The organism is Streptomyces kronopolitis, from assembly GCF_014646275.1.
In the GTDB taxonomy this organism is placed as follows: Bacteria; Actinomycetota; Actinomycetes; order Streptomycetales; family Streptomycetaceae; genus Streptomyces; species Streptomyces kronopolitis.
This window is the reverse complement of record NZ_BMND01000051.1, coordinates 1-20750: the sequence shown is the minus strand read 5'-3', so window position 1 is coordinate 20750 and position 20750 is coordinate 1. Positions and strand designations below refer to the sequence as shown.

General features: G+C 73.2%; 18 protein-coding genes. 8 read left to right on the top strand and 10 right to left on the bottom strand.

Translation table 11 applies throughout. The annotated features are described in order from the left end of the window. The first annotated feature begins 142 nt into the window (after positions 1-142). The 5 genes from IEY78_RS31290 (at position 143) to IEY78_RS31270 (ending at position 7885) form a co-directional block, all read left to right on the top strand. A complete protein-coding gene (locus IEY78_RS31290) occupies positions 143-1684 on the top strand; it encodes a sensor histidine kinase (RefSeq protein ID WP_189104120.1) in 1542 nt (513 codons plus the stop codon). Between the two features lie 56 nt (positions 1685-1740). Then, positions 1741-3060, top strand: coding sequence for a bifunctional glycosyltransferase family 2/GtrA family protein (locus IEY78_RS31285; protein WP_229700287.1), 1320 nt, complete (start codon positions 1741-1743; stop codon positions 3058-3060). Continuing rightward, on the top strand, positions 3057-5351 hold the full coding sequence (locus IEY78_RS31280; protein ID WP_189104094.1) for an ArnT family glycosyltransferase: 2295 nt from the start codon (positions 3057-3059) through the stop codon (positions 5349-5351). The genes IEY78_RS31285 and IEY78_RS31280 overlap by 4 nt, the downstream gene beginning before the upstream one ends. Positions 5352-5457: 106 nt before the next feature. Beyond that, a complete protein-coding gene (locus IEY78_RS31275; RefSeq protein WP_189104092.1) occupies positions 5458-7014 on the top strand; it encodes an MFS transporter in 1557 nt (518 codons plus the stop codon). 100 nt (positions 7015-7114) lie between these two features. Next, positions 7115-7885, top strand: a complete 771-nt coding sequence (locus IEY78_RS31270) for a TetR/AcrR family transcriptional regulator (protein ID WP_189104090.1) — start codon at positions 7115-7117, stop codon at positions 7883-7885. Between the two features lie 61 nt (positions 7886-7946). Here the strand turns inward: IEY78_RS31270 and IEY78_RS31265 are convergent, their stop codons facing one another. The 3 genes from IEY78_RS31265 to IEY78_RS31255 all read right to left on the bottom strand — a co-directional run bounded on the left by IEY78_RS31265 (position 7947) and on the right by IEY78_RS31255 (position 12085). Continuing rightward, entirely contained in the window at positions 7947-8780 is an 834-nt protein-coding gene (locus IEY78_RS31265; RefSeq protein ID WP_189104088.1) for a YceI family protein, read from the bottom strand. Between the two features lie 213 nt (positions 8781-8993). Continuing rightward, complete coding sequence (locus tag IEY78_RS31260) at positions 8994-11519, bottom strand: MFS transporter (protein ID WP_506417107.1); 2526 nt, start codon at positions 11517-11519, stop codon at positions 8994-8996. A gap of 92 nt (positions 11520-11611) precedes the next feature. Then, positions 11612-12085, bottom strand: a complete 474-nt coding sequence (locus IEY78_RS31255) for a MarR family winged helix-turn-helix transcriptional regulator (RefSeq protein WP_189104085.1) — start codon at positions 12083-12085, stop codon at positions 11612-11614. Positions 12086-12430: 345 nt separating this feature from the next. Here IEY78_RS31255 and IEY78_RS31250 point away from each other — a divergent pair, with 345 nt between their 5' ends. Next, positions 12431-12649 (top strand): hypothetical protein, encoded by a 219-nt coding sequence (locus tag IEY78_RS31250; protein ID WP_189104083.1) that lies wholly within the window; start codon positions 12431-12433, stop codon positions 12647-12649. 60 nt (positions 12650-12709) lie between these two features. Here IEY78_RS31250 and IEY78_RS31245 read toward each other — a convergent pair whose 3' ends face one another. Continuing rightward, positions 12710-14032, bottom strand: a complete 1323-nt coding sequence (locus IEY78_RS31245; RefSeq protein WP_189104081.1) for an amidohydrolase family protein — start codon at positions 14030-14032, stop codon at positions 12710-12712. 87 nt (positions 14033-14119) lie between these two features. Here IEY78_RS31245 and IEY78_RS31240 point away from each other — a divergent pair, with 87 nt between their 5' ends. Beyond that, positions 14120-14671 carry a MarR family winged helix-turn-helix transcriptional regulator gene (locus IEY78_RS31240; protein WP_229700286.1) on the top strand — a complete coding sequence of 184 codons (552 nt, stop codon included), beginning with the start codon at positions 14120-14122 and terminating at the stop codon, positions 14669-14671. A 113-nt stretch (positions 14672-14784) separates the two neighbouring features. Here the strand turns inward: IEY78_RS31240 and IEY78_RS31235 are convergent, their stop codons facing one another. The 6 genes from IEY78_RS31235 to IEY78_RS31210 all read right to left on the bottom strand — a co-directional run bounded on the left by IEY78_RS31235 (position 14785) and on the right by IEY78_RS31210 (position 19078). Continuing rightward, positions 14785-15258 carry a VOC family protein gene (locus IEY78_RS31235; RefSeq protein ID WP_189104079.1) on the bottom strand — a complete coding sequence of 158 codons (474 nt, stop codon included), beginning with the start codon at positions 15256-15258 and terminating at the stop codon, positions 14785-14787. A 190-nt stretch (positions 15259-15448) separates the two neighbouring features. After that, entirely contained in the window at positions 15449-16255 is an 807-nt protein-coding gene (locus IEY78_RS31230) for a hypothetical protein (RefSeq protein WP_229700285.1), read from the bottom strand. Between the two features lie 164 nt (positions 16256-16419). After that, positions 16420-17256: an RNA polymerase sigma factor SigF gene (locus tag IEY78_RS31225; RefSeq protein ID WP_006604265.1), complete on the bottom strand. Its 837-nt coding sequence runs from the start codon at positions 17254-17256 to the stop codon at positions 16420-16422. A gap of 198 nt (positions 17257-17454) precedes the next feature. Then, positions 17455-18264 carry an RNA polymerase sigma factor SigF gene (locus IEY78_RS31220; protein ID WP_026169670.1) on the bottom strand — a complete coding sequence of 270 codons (810 nt, stop codon included), beginning with the start codon at positions 18262-18264 and terminating at the stop codon, positions 17455-17457. A gap of 223 nt (positions 18265-18487) precedes the next feature. Further along, on the bottom strand, positions 18488-18781 hold the full coding sequence (locus IEY78_RS31215) for a Dabb family protein (RefSeq protein ID WP_189104077.1): 294 nt from the start codon (positions 18779-18781) through the stop codon (positions 18488-18490). Between the two features lie 132 nt (positions 18782-18913). Next, a complete protein-coding gene (locus IEY78_RS31210) occupies positions 18914-19078 on the bottom strand; it encodes a hypothetical protein (protein ID WP_189104075.1) in 165 nt (54 codons plus the stop codon). Between the two features lie 722 nt (positions 19079-19800). On the opposite strand from IEY78_RS31210, the gene IEY78_RS31205 reads away from it, so the two are divergent. After that, on the top strand, positions 19801-20580 hold the full coding sequence (locus IEY78_RS31205; protein ID WP_189104073.1) for a DUF2127 domain-containing protein: 780 nt from the start codon (positions 19801-19803) through the stop codon (positions 20578-20580). Positions 20581-20750: the final 170 nt, after the last annotated feature.

Below are 20750 nucleotides of genomic sequence, written 5' to 3'. Positions count from 1 at the left end.
CCCGGCCGAGCGCCTCGAGAATCCCGCCCCGGCCGACCGCCCCGCCCCCGACAAGCCCCCGACGCCCCCCGCACCCCCGCCCCCCGCCGCGTCGCGCCGTCGCTGGTCGCTTCGGACCCGGCTGGTCGTGTCGGCGGTGGTCATGATCGCCGCGGTGGGAGCCGTCATCGGGACGGTGACGACCATCGCCCTGCACTCCTACTTGCAGGGGCAGCTGGACGGGCAGGTCAAGGATTCCGTGCGGCGGGCGGAGGACCCGCGGCCGCACGACCCGATGCGCAACCCGGACAGCGGCCTCGACTTCGTGGCCATGGGAGGCCAGCCGCTGGGGACCGTGGGAGCCCGGATCGGGCCCGGCACCGTCCCGGAGGGGGCGAAGCTGAGCAACCCGACCCGGCGGCTGCCCGAGGACCGGCTGGCGTCGCTGGACGAGGACCAGGTCGCCGCGCTCAGCGCGGTGCCGCGCGACGGCAGGCCGCACACCACCGAGGTGCCCGGCCTCGGTGACTACCGGGTGCAGTCCGGCAAGAGGGGCACGCTGGTGCTCGGCCTGCCGCTGCGCTACGTCCAGGGCACGGTCGGCAGGCTCGCCCTCATCGAGGGGTGTGTGACGCTCGCCGGGCTGATCGCGGCCGGGATCGCCGGATCCGCCATGGTCGGCATCGCGCTGCGGCCGCTGCGCAGGGTCGCCGCCACCGCCACCCGGGTCTCCGAACTCCCGCTGCACCGCGGTGAGGTGGCGCTGCATGTGCGGGTGCCGGCGTCCGAGTCGGACGGGCGGACGGAGGTGGGGCAGGTCGGCGCGGCGCTGAACCGGATGCTGGGGCACGTCGGTTCGGCGCTCTCGGCCCGCCAGGAGAGCGAGATGCGGGTGCGGCGCTTCGTCGCCGACGCCAGCCATGAGCTGCGCACGCCGCTCGCGTCGATCCGGGGCTATGCCGAGCTGACCCGGCGCGGACGCGAGCAGCCCGGGCCGGAGACCCGGCATGCGCTGGGGAGGATCGAGTCGGAGGCGGAGCGGATGACGGGGCTGGTGGAGGACCTGCTGCTGCTCGCCCGGCTCGACTCCGGACGGCCGCTGTCGTGCGCGCGCACCGATCTGTCGCCGCTGGTGGTGGACGCGGTGAGCGACGCGCGGGTGGCGGGGCCCGGTCACCGGTGGCGGCTGGAGCTGCCGGACGAGCCGGCGCTGGTGTGCGGGGACGGCGAGCGGCTGCACCAGGTCCTGGTGAATCTGCTGGCCAACGCCCGTACCCATACGCCGGAGGGCACCACGGTGACCGCGCGGGTGGTGGCGGCCGGCCGGGGCGGTCCGGTGCGGCTGGCGGTGCAGGACGACGGCCCCGGCATTCCGGCCGAGTTGCTGCCGCACGTCTTCGAGCGCTTCGCGCGCGGCGACGCCTCGCGTTCGCGGACCGCCGGGAGCACGGGGCTCGGCCTCGCCATCGTGCGGGCGGTGGTCGCCGCGCACGGCGGCACGGTCGGGGTGGACAGCGTGCCGGGACGGACCGTCTTCACGGTGACACTGCCGTCGGCGGCGGCGGTTGGGTCGGCCGCGTCGGTTGGGGCGGCGGCATCGGACGTGCTCCCGGCCGCACCCGCTCAGGCGCCCGCTCAGGCGCCCGCACGCCCGCCCGCACTCCCGCCCGCGCCCCCGAACGCACCCCCCGCCGCCCACTCATAGCCCAGGCACAGGTTCACCACACCGGCGTGACAGCGGAGCCCGCGAGTGTCCTCGGCATGACGACACAGCCGCCCGGCCCGCAGCTGGGTTCCCTGCCGCCCCGTGAGCATCTGCGGCTCGGTCAGATCGCGACCGTGCTGGATGTGGTGATCCCCGTCTACAACGAGGAGCAGGACCTCGAACCGTGTGTGCGGCGCCTGCACGAGCATCTCGTCCGCACCTTCCCGTACACCTTCCGGATCACCATCGCCGACAACGCGAGCACGGACCGGACGCCGGATGTCGCGGCCCGCCTCGACGACGCGATCGACGAGGTCACGGCGGTGCGGCTGGAGCAGAAGGGGCGCGGGCGGGCGCTGCGCACCGTGTGGTCGCTGTCCGAGGCGCCGGTGCTGGCCTACATGGACGTCGATCTGTCCACCGACCTCAACGCGCTGCTGCCGCTGGTGGCGCCGCTGATCTCCGGGCACTCGGACCTGGCGATCGGCACCCGGCTCAACCGGGGGTCCCGCGTGGTGCGCGGCCCGAAGCGGGAGTTCATCTCGCGCGCCTACAACCTCATCCTGCGCGGCTCGCTCGCCGCCCGGTTCTCCGACGCCCAGTGCGGGTTCAAGGCCATCCGGGGCGAGGTGGCCGCGCGGCTGCTGCCGATGGTCGAGGACACCGGCTGGTTCTTCGACACCGAGCTGCTGGTGCTCGCGGAGCGGGCCGGGCTGCGGATCCACGAGGTGCCGGTGGACTGGGTCGACGACCCTGACAGCACCGTGCACCTGGTGCGGACGGCCGCCGACGACCTCAAGGGCGTGTGGCGGGTGGGGCGGGCGCTGGCGACCGGCGGGCTGCCGCTGGACCGGCTGGCCCGCCCGTTCGGGGACGATCCGCGCGACCGCGAACTGTCCGGGGTGCCGGGCGGACTGGCCCGTCAGCTCGTCGGCTTCTGCGTCGTCGGCGGGCTGAGCACCCTGCTCTACCTCGGGCTGTACTCCCTCTTCCGGCTCGGCGTCGGGCCGCAGCCGGCCAACGCGGCGGCCCTGCTGGTCTCGGCGCTCGGCAACACGGCCGCCAACCGGCGGCTGACGTTCGGCGTACGGGGCCGGGACCGGGCGGTCCGCCACCAGGCCCAGGGGCTGGTGGTCTTCGCCATCGGACTCGTCCTGACCAGCGGCTCCCTCGCCGCCCTCGACGCCGCCAGCGGCACCCCCTCGCACGGCACCGAACTCGCGGTGCTGGTGTCCGCCAATCTCGCGGCGACCGTGCTGCGGTTCCTGCTCTTCCGCGCCTGGGTCTTTCCGGACCGTGAGCGCGCGGACGAGAGCGCCGCGGCCCACCTGCCCGTTCCGCACGACCGCAACGACCTCTTCAGGAGCGCTCGATGACCCCGCACCCGTCCGGTACGCCGGCCCGGCCGCCGTATCCGACCCCCGCGACGCCACCGCAGGGCGCGCCGCCGGCCTCCGGGGGGCCGTCCGCGGCGCCGCACCCGGTGGCCGACCCCCGCTGGGCGCGGCCCGCGCTGCTGGCGCTGCTGCTGGTCACGGCGGTGCTCTACCTCTGGAGCCTGTCCTCCTCCGGCTACGCCAACCAGTTCTACTCGGCCGCCGTGCAGGCCGGCAGCGAGAGCTGGAAGGCCTTCTTCTTCGGCTCCTCGGACGCGGCCAACGCCATCACCGTGGACAAGCCGCCGGCCGCGCTGTGGCCGATGGCGCTGTCGGTGCGGCTCTTCGGGCTCAACTCGTGGGCGATCCTGGTGCCCGAGGCGCTGATGGGCGTGGCCACCGTCGGGGTGTTGTACGCGGCCGTGCGGCGGCGGTTCGGGGCGGGCGCCGGGCTGCTCGCGGGCGGGGCGCTGGCGGTGACGCCGGTCGCGGCGCTGATGTTCCGGTTCAACAACCCGGACGCGCTGCTGTGCCTGCTGATGGTCTGCGCGGTCGCGGCGGTGCTGCGCGCCCTGGACGACGGCCGTACGAAGTGGCTGCTGCTGGCCGGGGTCTGCTTCGGCCTGGGGTTCCTCACCAAGACGCTCCAGGCGTGGCTGATCCTGCCGGCGCTGGCCGTGGTGTACGCCTGCTGCGCGCCGGTGGCGCTGCGCCGGCGGCTGGGACAACTGCTGCTCGCCGGGCTGGCGATGGTGGTGTCCGCCGGCTGGTGGGTGGCGATCGTGGAGCTGTGGCCGGCGTCCTCGCGGCCGTACATCGGCGGCTCGCAGCACAACAGCTTCCTGGAGCTGACCTTCGGCTACAACGGCTTCGGGCGGATCAGCGGCAATGAGACCGGCAGCGTCGGCGGTGGCGGCCGCGGCGGTCACGGCGGTGGCGGCTGGGGGCAGACCGGGATCACCCGGCTGTTCTCGTCCGACATGGGCGGCCAGATCTCGTGGCTGCTGCCCGCGGCGCTGATCCTGCTGGTGGCGGCGGTGTGCGTGCTGTGGCGGGCGCGGCGCGCGGTGGCCGCCGAACAGGCCGCGCAGCGTGCGGAGTTCCTGGTCTGGGGCGGCGCGCTGCTGATGACCTTCACGATCTTCAGCTTCATGTCCGGGATCTTCCACCAGTACTACAACATCGCGCTGGCCCCGTACATCGCGGCGCTGGTCGGGATGGGCGCGACGCTGCTGTGGCGGCGCGGCGGGCGGCTCGCCGGGGCGGTGCTGGCCGGGACGGCCGCGGTGACCGCCGGCTGGTCGTTCGTGCTGCTGGACCGCTCGCCGCAGTGGCTGCCGTGGCTGCGCTGGACGGTGCTGGTGCTCGGCCTGCTCGCGGCGGCCGGTCTGCTGGTGGCGGCGGTACGGCCGGGGGCGGCGTCGCGGACGGCCGCGGCGGACGGCGATGCGGACGGGAACGGCGCCGCGGACGCGGACGGCAACGAGGACGCGCATCGGGCCGGTGCGCCGCGGGGCGGTGCGGGACGGCGGATCGCGGTGCTCGCGGGCGGGCTCGCGGTGGTGACGGCGCTGGCCGGGCCGGTGGCGTACACCCTCGACACGGTCAACACCCCCAAGAACGGGTCGATCATCACGGCCGGGCCCGCGGTGCGGGGCGGCATGGGCGGTCACGGGGGCTTCCCGGGCGGCCGCGGCGGCCGGATGTGGCGCGGCGCCGGCGCCAAGGGCGGAATGCCCGGCGGCGTGCCGGGCGCGGGCCGGGGCGGGCAGGGCCTGCCGCCGATGGCCGGCGGTCCGGGCCGGGGCGGCAAGCAGGGCTTCCCGGGCGGCTTCGGCGAGCGTGGCGGGAGGGGCGGCGGCATGGGCGGCCTGCTCAACGGCAGCAAGGTGAGCGACCGGGCCAAGGCGCTGGTGTCGAAGGACGCGGACCACTACACCTGGGCCGCCGCGGCCATCGGCGCGCAGAACGCCGCGAGCTATCAACTTGCCACCCAGAAGCCGGTGATGTCGATCGGCGGCTTCAACGGGAGCGACCCCTCGCCGACCCTCGCCCAGTTCAAGAAGGACGTCGCCGACGGGAAGATCCACTACTTCATCGCGGGCGGCCGGGGCGGCTTCGGCGGCGGAAAGGGCGGACGCGGTGGCGGGATGGCCGGGCCCGGCGGCGGCAAGGGCGGTCCGGGTGGCGCCAGTGGTGACTCCTCGAAGATCTCCTCCTGGGTGGAGAAGACCTTCCACAAGGTCACCGTCGGCAGCGCCACCTTCTACGACCTGACCCGGAAGGCCTAACCCGGCACGCGACTCCCCGCCCGACGCGACGAAAAAGCAAATGTACGGCGTATAGCACTCCCTGTACGGTGTAAGGCGTCCGCCTCGCACCGTACAGGGAGCCCGTATGTCCGCCGTGGCCTCCGACGCCACCACGCTCCAGCCGACCGGCCGGCACGCCGCCCGCTGGCTGATCCTCGCCGTCATCTGCCTCGCGCAGCTGACGGTGGTCCTCGACAACACCGTCCTCAACGTCGCCATCCCCTCCCTGACCGGGGAGCTGGGCGCGACCACCGCCGACGTCCAGTGGATGATCAACGCCTATTCGCTGGTCCAGTCCGGTCTGCTGCTCACCGCCGGAAACGCCGCCGACCGCTACGGCCGCAAGAAGATGCTCGCCACGGGCCTGGTGCTGTTCGGCCTCGCCTCGTTCGGCGCGGCCCTCTCCCAGTCGCCCGGCCAGCTCATCGCCGCCCGCGCCGGGATGGGCGTGGGCGGTGCGCTGCTGGTGACCACCACCCTCGCCGTCGTCATGCAGATCTTCGACGACGCGGAGCGGCCCAAGGCCATCGGCATCTGGAGCTCGGTCAACTCCCTGGGGTTCGTCGCCGGGCCGCTGATCGGCGGCTCGCTGCTGGACCACTTCTGGTGGGGCTCGCTGTTCCTGGTCAATCTGCCGGTCGCCGTCATGGCGGTGGTGGCCGTCGTCGCCCTGGTCCCGGAGTCCCGCAGCCCCGGCGGTGAGCGGCCGGACCTGCCGGGCGCCCTGCTGTCCGTGATCGGCATGGGCGGGGTGGTCTTCGCGATCATCTCCGGGCCGCAGGCCGGCTGGCTGTCCGGCCGGGTGCTGATCTCCGCCGCCGTCGGCGCCGCCGGGCTCGCGGCCTTCGCCCTGTGGGAGCTGCGCGTCCCGTATCCCATGCTGGACATGCACTTCTTCCGCGACCGCCGGTTCATCGGCGCGGTCTCCGGCGGCATCCTCGTCGCCTTCGGGATGGGTGGCTCGCTGTTCCTGCTCACCCAGCACCTCCAACTGGTGCTCGGCTACGGCCCGTTGGACGCGGGGCTGCGGATGGCGCCGCTCGCCGTCACCGTCATCCTGATCAACTTCACCGGTCTCGGCGCCCGGCTGCTGCCCCGGATCGGCACCCCCAAAATGATCGTCGCGGGGATGTCGCTGCTGGCGGCCGGCCTCGCCGCCATAGCGCTGCTCGGCGGGCACAGCTACGGCGGCCTGCTGGCCGGCCTGCTCGTCATGGGCGTCGGTGTGGCGCTCGCCATGCCGGCGATGGCCAACGCCATCATGTCCGCGATCCCGCCGGCCAAGGCCGGGGTGGGCGCCGGGGTCAACGGCACGCTGATGGAGTTCGGCCAGGGCCTGGGTGTCGCCGTCCTCGGCGCGGTCCTCAACTCCCGCTTCGTGGCGCTGCTCCCGCTGGTCGCGGCGGGCGCCGGCTCGCTGCCCGCGGCGCTGGACCGGGCCCGTACGGGTGCCGAACGGGCCGCCGTGCAGGACGCCTTCGCCGCCGGCATCGGCGTCAGCCAGCTGGCCGGGGCGGTCGCGGTCTTCCTCGGCGGGCTGCTCGCCGCGGTGCTGCTGAGCCGGGCCGAGCGCACCGGCGCCGAGCAGGCGGCGAAGGCCGCTTCCGCCGGTCCGGAACCGGCCGCCGCCGCGGCGGAATAGCATCGTCCGTGGACATGATCGGGAACGGCCCGTACGGGCGGCGGGCATCGCACCCGTACGGGCCGTTCCCGGGACGACGCGCAGGAACAGGGAGGGCGCCATGGCGGCGAAGGACGGCCCGGCCGGGAAGCGGCCGAACAGCGTCTGGCTGACCGAACGCCCCGCGCCCCGGCGGAAGGCGGAGCAGCCGGCCGGACTCGGCCTCGACAAGATCGTCGCGGCGACGGTCCGGCTGCTGGACGCCGACGGCCTGGCGAAGTTCTCCATGCGCCGGCTCGCCGCCGGCCTCGGCGTCACCGCGATGTCCGTCTACTGGTACGTCGACACCAAGGACGACCTGCTGGAACTCGCCCTGGACAGCGTCATGGGCGAGATGCGGCTGCCGGACGAGAGCGAGGCCGGCCAGGACTGGCGCGCGCACCTGCGCGCACTGGCCGGCGAGTACCGCGCCCTGCTGACCGGCCACCCCTGGGTCGCCCGGCTGCTGGGCACCTACATCAACGTCGGCCCGCACTCCATCGCCTTCTCCGACGCCAGCATGCGGGTGATGAAGGGCAGCGGGCTCTCGCTGGAGCAGATCGCCGGCGGGCTGTCCGCCGTCTTCCAGTTCGTCTATGGCTTCGCCACCATCGAGGGCTTGTTCAACGCCCGCTGCGCGGAGGCGGGGATGCCCGTCGACGAGTACTTCCGGCAGGTGATGCAGGCGCTCCAGGGCCGCCCGGAGTTCACCGAGCTGCTGGAGAACTCCACCGAGGTCATGGCGGCCCGCGGCGGCGCCACCATGGAGGACATGCGCGACCGCGACTTCGCCTTCGCCCTCGATCTGCAGATCGCGGGCATCGAGGCGATGCGCGACCGGCCGTCGCACTGACGGCCGGGTCGGGGCGGGCCGGGGCCCGGGGGAGGTCGGGGCCCGGGGGAGGCCCGGGGCCTCACCCCATCGGCAGGCTCTCGCCCTGCACCGCCTGGATGTCCAGCTCGACCTTGAGCGTCGTCCCGATCGCCGCGATGCCGGCCGCCACCACCTGGTTGTAGTTCATCTTGAACTCCTCGCGGCGCAGCTCCGCGGTCGCGCGGAACGCGGCGCGCACCCCGCCCCACGGGTCGGGTCCGGTGCCCAGGTAGCTCAGTTCGAGGTCCACCGGGCGCACCACGCCGTGCAGCGACAGCTCGCCGTGCACCGTCCAGCGGTCGGTGCCGGCCGGGGCCAGACCCGAGCTGCGGTAGGTGAGTTCCGGGTACGTCTCGACGTTCAGGAAGTCCTCGGAGCGCAGATGGCCGTCGCGCATCCCGTTGCCGGTGTCGATGGAGGCCGCCTTGATGACCGCCTCGACCCGCGACTTCTCCAGGTCCTCGGCGATCTCGATCCGGCCGCTGAACTCGGTGAACCGGCCGTGCACGCTGGAGATCCCCAGGTGCTGGGCGACCGCGGCCACCGACGAATGCATCGGGTCGATGGTCCAGGCGCCGGGCGGCGGCAGCTCGGCCCCGCCCTGCCGCGCCAGCACGACGGCGCCCACGTCCATCCGGCCGCTCGCCGTCACGATCGCCGTGGAGGCGGCCGGCGCGTAGCCGACGGCCGTCACGATGACCGTGTACGGGCCGGGGGCCAGCGGCTGTTCGCTGCGGACCGCGCCTTCCTCGTCCGCCGCCGCGCGCAGCACCTGCGCGCCCGTCATGTCGGTGACGGTCAGTACGGCGTGCTGGACCGCCCAGCCGTCCCGTGTGCGGATCTGGGCCCGCAGTCCCGCGCCCGTCGAAGTCATTGCCTCTCCCGTTTCTTGCCTGGTGTGGTGACCCGGCCCGCCGCGGCGCCGCGGTCCGGGGGAGTGTCGGGCTCCGGACGGCGGCGTGCAGGCCGTCCCTTGCCTGTGGCCACGCCGCCGCCGGAGCCCTGGGGGCCGGTCCGGGGCGCGCCTCCGCTCAACGCGCGCCCCGGTCCGGGGTCTTGCTCCCGGGGGTGTCCCGGGGTCCGGGGCTTAGTCCCCGGGGTGGGCGAGTGCCACGTCGTAGCCGTCGACGCCGCGGGCGTCGACCGCCAGGCCGGTGGCGACCGGCGGGTAGCCGCTCGCGATGACCGTGTAGTCGCCGGCGTCCAGGTCGGTGAAGGCGTAGGCGCCGTCCTCCCCGGTCGTCGAGGTGGCCACGACGTTGCCGGCCGCGTCCACCAGCGTCACCCGCGCGTCCGGCAGCGGACGGCGGTCGCCACCCGCGCGGACGACGCCCTGCACCCGCGCGCCGGACAGCAGCTCGACCTCGATGCGGGTCGTGCCCTGGCCGCCGACCTCGACCGGCAGCGCGGCCGGGCGGTGGTTCGGGGCGTTCACGGCGACGGTGAAGGTCCCGGGCGCCAGCTCGGCGAAGGCGAAGTGGCCCTCGGCGCCGGTCGCTCCGGTGGCCAGCACCTCGCCGCGGACATCGGTGACGACGACCATCGCGCCCTCCACCGGCTGACCGGTGGCCGCGCTGCGGACCTGCCCGCCGAGGCCGCTGGTGCCGCTCAGCAGGATGTCGTAGCCGTGCGGCTGGTCGCCGACGACGACCGTGGAGGCCTGCGGCTGGTGGCCGTCGGCCGCCGCGATCAGCACGTACGAGCCGGCGCCGGGGGCGTTCAGCACGTACGAGCCGTTGGCCTGGGCGACCGCGCGGCCCAGCTGGCGCCCGCCGAGCGAGATCAGCGTGACCGCGGACCGCGGCACGGGGTTGCCGTCCGCGTTCCGGACGAAGCCGTGGACCGCGGAGCCGGTGGGGGTGGCGTCACCGCCGCCGGCGGAGGCGTAGGCGGCCAGCGGCCGGGTGGCCGCCGCGGCGGCCGGCTGGGCCCAGGAGGGGACGTGCGGGTCGTCCTCCGGAGCCACCGAGGGGGCGCCCACCAGGGCGAGTTCCCGCTCCTCGGCCGGCGCCGGGGCGGCGGCCTGGGCGGGGATGCCGGTGAGGGGCTCGGTGGCGGGCGCGGTGGCCGCGGCCTCCTCGCCCTCCGGGCTCTGGTGCAGTCCGCCACGCGTCTTCAACGCGACCTCCTTGATGAACAGGGTGAAGAGGAAGGCGAGCAGCGCACAGGGCGCCGCGTACAGGAACACATCGCCGACCCCATGACCGTAGGCGCTCTCCATGACGGTGCGCAGCGGAGCCGGCAGAGAATCCAGGTCCGGGATGCCGCCGCCGCTGTTGCCGGCGCCGTGCGCGGCGGCCTTGGCGGCCTTGGGGCCGAGGTCGGCCAGGCCGTCCTTGACGTAGTGGGTGACGCGGTTGGCGAGCACCGCACCGAGGGCCGAGACGCCCACCGCACCGCCGAGCGAGCGGAAGAAGGTCACGACGGACGAGGCGGAGCCGAGGTCCTGGGGGGCGACCTGGTTCTGCGTGGCGAGCACCAGGTTCTGCATCATCATGCCGATGCCCAGGCCCATCAGCGCCATGAAGATCGCGATGTGCCAGTACTCGGTGTCGTAGCGGATGGTGCCCAGCAGGCCGAGGCCGGCGGTCAGCAGCACGCCACCGGAGACCAGCCAGGCCTTCCAGCGGCCGGTCTTGGTGATGATCTGGCCCGAGACGGTCGACGAGATGAACAGGCCGCCGATCATCGGGATCGTCATGACACCGGACATCGTCGGCGACTTGCCGCGGGCCAGCTGGAAGTACTGGCTGAAGAAGACGGTGCCGGTGAACATCGCGACGCCGACGAAGAGTGAGGCCAGCGAGGCCAGGGTGATCGTCTTGTTGCGGAACAGCCGCAACGGGATGATCGGCTCCGCGGCCTTGGTCTCGACGAGGACGAAGACCGCGCCGAGCACGACCGCGCCGCCGACCATCGCGGCGGTCTGCCACGACAGCCAGTCGTACTTGTCGCCGGCCAGCGTCACCCACACCAGCAGCAGCGAGACCGCCGCGCTGATGAAGAAGGCGCCCGCCCAGTCGACCTTGACGCCCTCGCGCTTGACGACGGGGAGCTTCAGGGTCTTCTGCAGCACGATCAGCGCGATGATCGCGAATGGCACACCGACGTAGAAGCACCAGCGCCAGCCGAGCCAGCTGGTGTCGGTGATGACGCCGCCGAGCAGCGGCCCGCCGACGGTGGCGACGGCGAAGGTGGCACCGAGGTAGCCGCTGTAGCGGCCGCGCTCGCGCGGGGAGATCATCGCGGCCATCACGATCTGGGCCAGGGCGGACAGACCGCCCACGCCTATGCCCTGCACGACCCGGCAGGCGATCAGCATGCCGGTGTTCTGCGACAGGCCGGCGACCACCGAGCCCGTGACATAGATGACCAGCGCGAACTGCACCAGCAGCTTCTTGCTGAACAGGTCGGAGAGCTTGCCCCACAGCGGGGTGGTCGCGGTCATCGCCAGCAGCGAGGCGGTGACCACCCAGGTGTAGGCGCTCTGCCCGCCGTCGAGGTCGTGGATGATCTCGGGCAGCGCGTTGGAGACGATCGTCGACGACAGGATGGCGACGAACATGCCGAGCAGCAGCCCGGACAGCGCCTCCATGATCTGACGGTGGGTCATCGGGGCCCCGTCGGCGGCGTGGTGTCCGCCTCCGTGTCTGGCGTGGCCGCCCCGCACACCGGCTGGTGTGGTCGTAGCCATGTGGTTCCTTTTCATTCCGCGGGTGTACGGGTGGTGGAGTCGTGGTGCGCCCGGGGGCGACAGTCGCCGAAGCTCGTGCGGAGCCTGGCGAGCAGTTCGTTGAGGTGGCCGACGTCGGCGTCGGACCAGTCGTTCAGATAGCGGGCGAGCGTGGCCGTGTAGCGCGCGGAGAGTTCCTCCAGGACCTCCCGGCCGCTCGGTGTCAGCCGCAGCAGCCGGGACCGCTTGTCCGCCGGATCGGGCTCTCGCTCGATCCAGCCGCGCTCCGCGACATGGGCCACGTGCCGGCTGGTCACCGACATGTCGATGGCGAGCAGCTCGGCGAGCTGGCTCATCCGCATCTCGCCGTGCCGGTCCAGCAGGGTCAGCACACCGGCCGAGGCGGGCGGGCAGTCCTGGGGCAGGATCCGGCCCATCTCGCGCTTGACGGCGCCGATGGCGCTGAGTTGCCTGGCCAGCTCCTCGAACTGACGGTGAGCGGCCACGGGCTCCTCCACGCATCCTCGCTCGTATTTTGTTGCTTGGGGCAACCATAGGCGTAGTTGGTTGCTGAAGGCAAACGATTGGTTCGGAATGAAAGTAAAGGAAGGGGAAAGTCTGTGGCGGTCCGCGGTCAACGGGTCCGACGCGCCCCGCAAAGGCGCAGGTCGGAGGCGGTATCGCGGGGCCCGGCCGATAGTGGTCGGTAGCGGGACAGCCCCCTACGACCCGCCCGTGACCCCGCCCACACCCCGGCCACCGCCCGTAGGCCGGCCGTCCCCGCTCCGTAGGCGCCCGCGGTGCGCACCCAGGGGTGCCCGCCCGGCCCCGGTTCGCTAGGGTCCTTGCCCATGGCGACCAACCCGCAGAACCAGGCCGGCGGCAACTACGACCCGGCGGGCAGCACCCAGATGTTCCGGGCCTTCGTGGACGAGGGCGGCACCCCGCAGGCCGGCGGCCGCCGCGCGGCGGCCCCGCAGCAGTCGTCCGGCCCGCGCGTGGGCGTCATCGTCGGCGTGCTCGTCGCGGTCCTGGTCGTCGCGGGCGCGGCCTGGCTGGCGCTGGCGTAACGCCCCGCACCTCCCCGTACGGGGGCCCGGCGCTCCGGGCTCCCGGCCGCGGCGGACGGCTCAGTTCAGGGCCGCGATCCGCTCCGCGGACCGCTGCGCCGCCGCCAGCACGCCCGCCAGCCCGCCGTGCACCAGCCGCCCCGCACGCTTGACCGTGCGCCCGGCCACCAGGACCGTGTCGACGTTCCCCGGGTGCGCGGCGGTCACCACCGCGCCGATCGGATCGTGGCCCACCGGGGCGAGATTGACCGCGTCGGCGCGCAGCAGCACCAGATCGGCGCTCTTGCCGATCCCCAGCGACCCGGTCTCGTCGCCCAGGCCGAGCGCCGCGGCCCCCTCGGCGGTGGCCATGCGCAGCACATCGGCCGCCCGGACCGCGGGCTCCTCGCCGTCGCCCCCGCCGTCGAAGTGACTGCTCGTCAGCGCGGCCCGCATCTGCGAGAACATGTCGCCCGGCGCCGAGGTGACCGCGTCCGCGCCCAGCCCCGTGGTGATCCCCGCCCGGCGCAGCCGCGGGGCCATCGGCGCACCGAACCGCATCGAGGCCTCGATCGCCGGGGTGATCGCCACCGCGCCGCCGGACTCGGCGATCAGCCGCAGTTCGGAGTCGGGCAGCGAGTTGCCGTGCACGTAGAGGGTGCCGGGGGCGATCAGCCCCTGCTCGCGGAGCGCGGCGACCGGCTCCGGTGCCACCGGCCCGGCCGTCACATGCACCACGACGGGCAGCGCCAGCTCACGGGCCAGCAGCCAGTCCTCGCGCACCGTCTCCGGCGGGCCGAAGGAGGGGCCGACGGGCGCCAGGGCCATGGTGAGCAGCGCCTCGGGCGAGCCGAAGTGCTCGGTGCGCACCCGCCGCACCCAGTCGGCCCGCCGGGCGCCCTCGTCGAAGACCGGGTAGCCGTAGCCGAACACGGCGCGGATCCCGGCGTCCCGCAGCCCCTCGACGGCGGCCGCGCTGTGCTCCGGGGAGTACTGGACGTGGGAGAAGTCCTGCACGGTGGTGATCCCCGCGTCCAGGCACTCCAGGGCGCCCAGGAGGTTGCCGGTGTGCACGTCGGCGGGGGTGAAGCGGCCGGCGAGGTCGCCGAGGATCCGGCTGAGGTAGCCGTCGAGGCTCTCGTCGACCGCGGCCGAGCGCAGCACCGCCTGCCACACGTGCCGGTGGGTGTCGACGAAGCCGGGCAGCACGATCATCCCGCCGGCGTCGAGCACCTCGACGCCGGGATCGGTCCCGTCGACCGGCAGGTCGGGCCCCACGGCGGCGATCCGGCCCTCCTCGACGAGGACATCGGTGTGCGGGTGGACGGTGGGGTGGGGGTCGGTGTCGATGACCAGACCGCCGCGCAGCAGCAGGCGCGGGGGGCGGCGGCTCTCGCTTCCCATGGCGGATCACACCTCTACACGTTCGGATACACACTCGGAAGAAAGCTTTTTAGAAAGCTATCATGGCGCTGAACTATCCTGCCGGACGTGACCGCCGCGCCCGGACCAGGATCCGACCCCGTCGACGCCCTGCTGGGCGCCTGGCGGGCCGAGCTGCCCGACGTGCTGCGGCCCTCGACGGAGCTGTCGAAACGCATCACGCAGCTGGCCGGCGCGCTGGACCAGGCCACCCGCCGGATACTGCCCGAACTCGGCCTCACGGTCGCGGAGTTCGACATCCTGGCCGCGCTGCGCCGAGCGGGTGAGCCGTACGCGATGAAGCCGAACGCGCTCGGCCGCGCCCTGCTGCTGTCCTCCGGCGGCATCAGCAACGTGGTCAACCACCTCGCCGCCCGCGGTCTCGTGCTGCGGGAGCCCTCCTCGGACGACGGCCGCAGCACCGTCATACGGCTGACCGGGGACGGCGTGTCCTGCGCCGAGCACGCCGTCCGCACCCACGCCGACGCCCATGAGGCCGTGTTCGCCGAGGCGTCCCCCACGGCCGTGCACGCGGCCGCCCGGGCGCTGCGCGAGGTGGGCGTCCGGCCCGGCCCGGAGCCCCGGCCGCTGCGCACGGGACGCAACCGCAGCCGCTCGTGAGCGGCCGGGACGCAGCCGTCCGGGAGACGCCCCGGCGTTCGTGAAACGCCCCGCCGTCCGGGGCGGCAGCCCGGTCCGGGCCGCCGCCCCCGGTGTACGGGGCGCCGCCGACCCTATCCCGCGTCCGCGGCCGCCCGGAGCGCGGCGATGTCGATCTTCTTCATGCCGAACATGGCCTTCATGGCGCGGGCCGCCCGGTCCTGGTCCGGATCGTTGAGCAGCTCCGCCATCCCGTCCGGCGCCACCTGCCAGGACAGGCCGTACCTGTCCTTCAGCCAGCCGCAGGGGCCCTCCTCGCCGCCCTCGGAGAGCTTGGCCCAGTAGTAGTCGATCTCGTCCTGGTCGGCGCAGGTGATCATCAGCGAGATCGCCTCGCTGAAGGTGAATTCCGGACCGCCGTTGATCGCCAGGTACTCCTGGCCGTCCAGCTCGAACACCACGGTCAGCACGGTGCCCGCGGGGCGCGGGCCCGCCTCGTTGTAGTGGGTCACTTCCTTGATCCGCGAGTTCGGGAACACCGAGCAGTAGAACTCGGCGGCCTCCTTGCCCTGGGTGTCGAACCAGAGGTTGGGGGTGATCTTGGGCATGGTCTTCTCCCTGGGACGGATGCGCTGCCGGTGGCCGCGTCTGTGCCTCTTCAGACCGTCGCACCCCTCGGAACTCATCGCTATCCAGGAAGGAACATCCGGAGGCTTCTCGGGAGCGGGGCGGGGAGCGTGGGCGCGCGTGCGGGGAGCGGGGGCGGGCGTGCGGGCCCCCGCGCCGCTCGGCTCCCGGCTACTTCCAGGTGAAGGACACGTCCCTGGTGTCGAGGTGCATGCCCAGCGGCACCCGCCAGCCGTCCACGCACACCCGCCAGCTGCCGGACCGCTTCCGGCCCGGGGCGAGCGGCAGCGGCAGCGCGTGGGTGGAGGCGATCGTGGCCCAGTCGATGCCGAGGCCGCCGATGATGTGCGTGCCGAACGTGACGGTCCCGGCGGTGACGGGCCGGCCGCCGGTGTTGAGGAAGTCGAGGGAGACCTTCTGGCACCAGCGGACATCGGTGCCGGCGAGGCGGAGCCCGCCGATCAGCAGACCGGCGGGGGCGCCCGGACCGGGCGGCAGGGTGGGCGAGGGCGGCTCGGGGGAGGGCGAACCGTGCGAGGGAGGCCGTGAACCGTGCGGCGGCGCGGGCGAGTTGGGCGTGGCCGGCGGGGGAGCGGGGGTGCTTCCACCGCCCCGGCCGGCAGGTCTCCCAGGGGAGGGCGTGGTGCGGGCGTCGGGTGTGGCGGCGTCACCGGTGGACTGGCCCGGACCGGAGGTGCGGTCGGAACCGCTGCCGGAAGAGGCGCTCGCGCCGGGGCGTGCGGGGTGCGTACCGCCGTGGCCGCGCTCACCGCTGTCGTGCGCGCCGTCGCCGCCGTCCAGCGGTGTCAGCTCGACACCGTCCCGGGGCGGTACGGGCGAGACCGGCGGATGGCCGCCGGCGGGGTCCGCCGCGCCCACCGCGGCGTAGCCCTGCCCGGCCACGTCCCCGCAGCCGGTGAGCAGAACACCCAGGCACAGCACGGCCGCAGAGGCACAGGCAGCAGTGGTCCGTCGCATCGGGCCAGTGTTGCTGACGGGGTGTCAGGTGTACAGAGGGCGGACGGACGGCTCTCGAACGGGCGGGCGTGCGCGGTGTGCGCCACGCCCCCGCTGCCCGGTGTCCTCTGCAACTGTCCGCCGAGCGGCACGGAACGCCGTACGGCCCCCCGGCGGACCGTTCCTCAGTCGGAGATCAGGCCCTCGCGCAGCTGCGCCAGGGTGCGGGTCAGCAGCCGGGAGACATGCATCTGGGAGATGCCGACCTCCTCGCCGATCTGGGACTGCGTCATGTTGGCGAAGAAGCGCAGCATGATGATCTGCCGCTCACGGGCCGGGAGTTTGGCCAGCAGGGGCTTGAGGGACTCGCGGTACTCCACGCCCTCCAGCGCGCTGTCCTCGTAGCCGAGGCGGTCCGCGAGGGAGCCCTCGCCGCCGTCGTCCTCGGGGGACGGGGAGTCGAGCGAGGAGGCGGTGTAGGCGTTGCCGACGGCCAGGCCGTCGACCACGTCCTCCTCCGACACTCCCAGGCACAGGGCGAGTTCGGGGACGGTCGGGGAGCGGTCCAGCTTCTGCGAGAGCTCGTCGCTGGCCTTGGTGAGGGCCAGGCGCAGCTCCTGGAGCCGGCGCGGGACCCGCACGGACCACGAGGTGTCGCGGAAGAACCGCTTGATCTCACCGACCACCGTCGGCATCGCGAACGTCGGGAATTCCACGCCGCGTTCGCAGTCGAAACGGTCGATCGCCTTGATCAGGCCGATCGTGCCGACCTGGACGATGTCCTCCATCGGCTCGTTGCGGCTGCGGAAGCGGGCGGCCGCGTACCGCACGAGCGGGAGGTTCAGCTCGATGAGCGTGTCGCGGACGTAGGTGCGCTCCGCGCAGTCCTTGTCGAGCGAGGCGAGCCGCAGGAACAGGGAGCGGGAGAGCGTGCGGGTGTTGATGGCGTCGTCGTCATGCACGTGCGGTGCGGGCGCGGGAATCGCGGAAAGCACCTTTGAGCTGCCCAGTTCTACGGACATGCCACCCCCTTGAGGTCGCGGACGGGTCGCTGCGGCGTCCCCGGTCCGGGGTGGACCGGGGAGGGATACCTCCACCTGAATACCGGAGGCAGCGCTACGGCAAACGCGGTTCCTGCAGAATGTCACATGTCGGCAACACGCTGTAGCGCCATGTCGACATATCTGCGCAGGCTGTGCGGGGACGGTCGCCCGTCCCGGTTAGGCGTCGATCCTGTTTGCGGATCGCAGCCGGGCGAAGCTCCGCGACAGTAGCCGTGACACATGCATCTGCGACACCCCCAGCTCCGCACTGATCTGGGACTGCGTCAGATTGCTGTAGTAACGCAGCAGAAGGATCCGCTGTTCCCGCTCGGGCAGCTGGACGAGGAGGTGCCGGACGAGGTCGCGGTGCTCGACCCCGGCGAGTTCCGGGTCCTCGTAGCCGAGGCGGTCGAGCAGTCCGGGCAGGCCGTCGCCCTCCTGGGCGGCCTCCAGCGAGGTGGCGTGATACGAGCGGCCGGCCTCCAGGCAGGCCAGCACCTCGTCCTCGCCGATCTTGAGGCGTTCGGCGATCTCGGCGGTGGTGGGGGAGCGGCCGTGCAGCACCGTCAGGTCCTCGGTGGCGCCGTTGACCTGCACCCACAGCTCGTGGAGGCGGCGCGGCACATGGACCGTGCGGACATTGTCTCGAAAGTAGCGTTTGATCTCGCCGACGACGGTGGGCATCGCGAAGGTGGGGAACTGGACGCCCCGGTCCGGATCGAAGCGGTCGATCGCGTTGATCAGGCCGATGGTGCCGACCTGGATGACGTCTTCCATGGGTTCGTTGCGGCTGCGGAAGCGGGCCGCGGCATAGCGGACCAGCGGGAGATTGGCCTCGATCAGCGCGGCACGGACCCGGGTGTGCTCCGGGGTGCCGGGTTCGAGGTCCGTCAGCTCGGCGAACAGCACCTGTGTGAGTGCCCGCGTGTCCGCGCTTCGGCTCTCGCGGGATGGAGCCTTGGGCGCAGTACGGGCCGTCACGGTCACGCCACCCTTCACAGTGCATGTATCCGGCAAAAGCGGTCATAGCATCACAAGACATGTGCACTGTGTGCAAGCACCCCATAACGCCGTGTTGAACAGAGAGTTGGGGTGGGTGCGGGGCATCCGGGGGGCCGGTGGGCGGCGGTGGGCGCCCGGGGGTACGGCGAAGCCCCCCGCCCGTACGGGGCGAGGGGCTCGGCGGTGCCGGACGCGCGGGCGCCGCGGCTCAGAATTCGTAGTCGGCGATCACCCAGGTGGCGAATTCACGCCACTGTGCGGCGGCGGCCTGATGGGCCGGATGCTCCAGGTAGCGCCGGAGGGCGTCCTTGTCGGCCACGGCCGAATTGATCGCGAAGTCGTGGGCGATCGGGCGGTCGGTGATGTTCCAGGCGCACTCCCAGAACGTCAGCTCCGGGATCTCGCCCTCCAGCGCCGCGAACGCGCGGGCGCCGGCCTGCACGCGCTCCTCGTCGCGGGAGACGCCGTCATTGAGCTTGAACAGGACCAGGTGGCGGATCACAGGGGCCTCCGTGGGCGGGGGTGCGGGCCGGACCGGTGCGGCCGGGCCGGGGGCCGGCCGATCGCGGGGCGGATCGCCGGGCGGCCTCGGCGCCGCCGGCCGGACGGGGCCGAGCGCCTGTCGCGGAAGGCCCTAGCTGATCAGCTGGGTCATGAACTGGCCCACGCCCTGAGCGGCGGACGAGATGCCCTCGAAGCCTATCTGGACCAGGTCGGCGGCGCGCTTGGGGGAGGTGATGATCGTGTACAGCACGAAGACGATCAGCAGATACAGCACGATCTTCTTGGCCTGCGCCATCAGCCCGACTCCCCTACGCAGTCCCCTACGGCAGTGCCTGCAGTTCCCGTCTGCAGTCGGGCGAGTGTAACCACACGTGTTCGATCGGGGGAGCCGGGCCCGCGGGGCGGGCGGCGGCCCGCCCGCACGGTCCGGCATCCTTCGCTGATCCGGATTTTATGGACCAAAGGCCTGCCAAAGGGGGCCCTTCGCCTGCCTGTTGAGGCGGTCCGCGGCGGCACCATGGGCAGCGTGGTCCGCTGGATCTGGCAGGAATCCAGGGGGCCCGGGACAGGACCTCACTGCGGGGTCCACGCCGACCGTCCCCGGACGGCGGCGCGGACTTGGGGGTTCGTCCGCATCGGGGGGAGCGGCCGTCCATCGACGCCGCTCCTCCCGCCCGACCCAGGCCCCGCCTCGGCGCCGCCCCCGGAGACCACCGGGTGGCAAGGCCCCGAGGCGGGGCTTCGTCGTGCGCGGCCGGCGGGGCGGGCGGCGGTGGCCGGCGGCGTGCCGCGCCGAGCGCCCCCCGGCCGGTGTGACGCACCGATCCCGCCGCGGTCGCAACCAACGGCGAGCGCCGCCGCGTCCTGCACTCCGTACGACGCGAGGTCCCGGAGGGTCCGCCTCCCCGTGTCCGTACGGACCGGCATGCATCATGTACGCGACACAACGGAGCGCGGCTGCGCGCCGCGCCGCGGCGTGGGGCCGCGTGGGACCAGAAAGGAACACGGGCTCCAACGATGAAGATCGACTGGGACCGGCGTACCTGCGCACGCCGCGGGCACATCACCTACCTCCCGCACGAGGAGCACCTCCGGGAGAGGCTGCACGCCGCCACCGCCCTCGGCGAGGCCTGGCGCTGTCTGCGCTGCGGCGACTTCGTCCTCGGCGACCCGCACGGCTGTGGCCCGGCCGCCGACGCCCCGCTGGTCCCGCGCGGCAAGGTCCTGCGCGATCTGTTCATCCTGCGCTTCCTGGCGGTCGAGCGGGCGGTGCGCGGGGTGTTCATCGTGCTGGCCGCGGTCGGCGTCTGGCAGTTCAGCAACCGCAAGGACGCGGTCCACCGGTTCTTCGACGAGTACATCGCCGTGCTCCGCCCCGTGGCCCGCCACTTCCACTACGACCTGGACCAGTCGCCGGTCGTCGGCACCATCCAGAAGACCTTCGGCTACCGGCACTCCACGCTGGTGCTGGTGGCCGCGCTGCTGCTGGTCTACGCCCTCGTGGAGATCGTCGAGGGCGTCGGCCTGTGGCGCGCCAAGCGGTGGGCGGAGTATCTGACGGTGGTCGCCACGGCGGCCTTCCTGCCGCTGGAGATCTACGAGCTGACCGAGAAGGTCAGCTGGCTCAAGATCGCCACGTTGGTGATCAACATCCTCGCGGTGCTCTACATCGCGGTCACCAAGCGGCTGTTCGCGCTGCGCGGCGGCCGCGCGGCCTTCGACGCGGAGCGGCACAGCGCCTCCCTGCTGGAGGTCGAGACCTCGGCCGGAGTGCCCGCCGCCGCCCATAATGGCTGAACGATCGATCCCAGGGGGAACCACACCATGTCCGCGAACTCCGCACCGTCCCGGCCCGATTCGCCTCGTGCGCAGGCCCGGTCCGCCCGCGCGCTGCGGCGGCGCCCGGCCGTCGTGCTGGCGCTGCTGGCCGGCCGGCTGGCGGCGGGCGCCGCCCCGGCAACGGCCGC

What these genes read in the sequence shown, in the direction of transcription:
- IEY78_RS31290 (WP_189104120.1), top strand. Translation starts at nt 143, where the DNA reads ATGATCGCCGCGGTGGGAGCCGTCATCGGGACGGTGACGACCATCGCC.
- IEY78_RS31285 (WP_229700287.1), top strand. Translation starts at nt 1,741, where the DNA reads ATGACGACACAGCCGCCCGGCCCGCAGCTGGGTTCCCTGCCGCCCCGT.
- IEY78_RS31280 (WP_189104094.1), top strand. Translation starts at nt 3,057, where the DNA reads ATGACCCCGCACCCGTCCGGTACGCCGGCCCGGCCGCCGTATCCGACC.
- IEY78_RS31275 (WP_189104092.1), top strand. Translation starts at nt 5,458, where the DNA reads ATGTCCGCCGTGGCCTCCGACGCCACCACGCTCCAGCCGACCGGCCGG.
- IEY78_RS31270 (WP_189104090.1), top strand. Translation starts at nt 7,115, where the DNA reads ATGGCGGCGAAGGACGGCCCGGCCGGGAAGCGGCCGAACAGCGTCTGG.
- IEY78_RS31265 (WP_189104088.1), bottom strand. Translation starts at nt 8,780, where the DNA reads ATGACTTCGACGGGCGCGGGACTGCGGGCCCAGATCCGCACACGGGAC.
- IEY78_RS31260 (WP_506417107.1), bottom strand. Translation starts at nt 11,519, where the DNA reads ATGACCCACCGTCAGATCATGGAGGCGCTGTCCGGGCTGCTGCTCGGC.
- IEY78_RS31250 (WP_189104083.1), top strand. Translation starts at nt 12,431, where the DNA reads ATGGCGACCAACCCGCAGAACCAGGCCGGCGGCAACTACGACCCGGCG.
- IEY78_RS31245 (WP_189104081.1), bottom strand. Translation starts at nt 14,032, where the DNA reads ATGGGAAGCGAGAGCCGCCGCCCCCCGCGCCTGCTGCTGCGCGGCGGT.
- IEY78_RS31235 (WP_189104079.1), bottom strand. Translation starts at nt 15,258, where the DNA reads ATGCCCAAGATCACCCCCAACCTCTGGTTCGACACCCAGGGCAAGGAG.
- IEY78_RS31230 (WP_229700285.1), bottom strand. Translation starts at nt 16,255, where the DNA reads ATGCGACGGACCACTGCTGCCTGTGCCTCTGCGGCCGTGCTGTGCCTG.
- IEY78_RS31225 (WP_006604265.1), bottom strand. Translation starts at nt 17,256, where the DNA reads ATGTCCGTAGAACTGGGCAGCTCAAAGGTGCTTTCCGCGATTCCCGCG.
- IEY78_RS31210 (WP_189104075.1), bottom strand. Translation starts at nt 19,078, where the DNA reads ATGGCGCAGGCCAAGAAGATCGTGCTGTATCTGCTGATCGTCTTCGTG.
- IEY78_RS31205 (WP_189104073.1), top strand. Translation starts at nt 19,801, where the DNA reads ATGAAGATCGACTGGGACCGGCGTACCTGCGCACGCCGCGGGCACATC.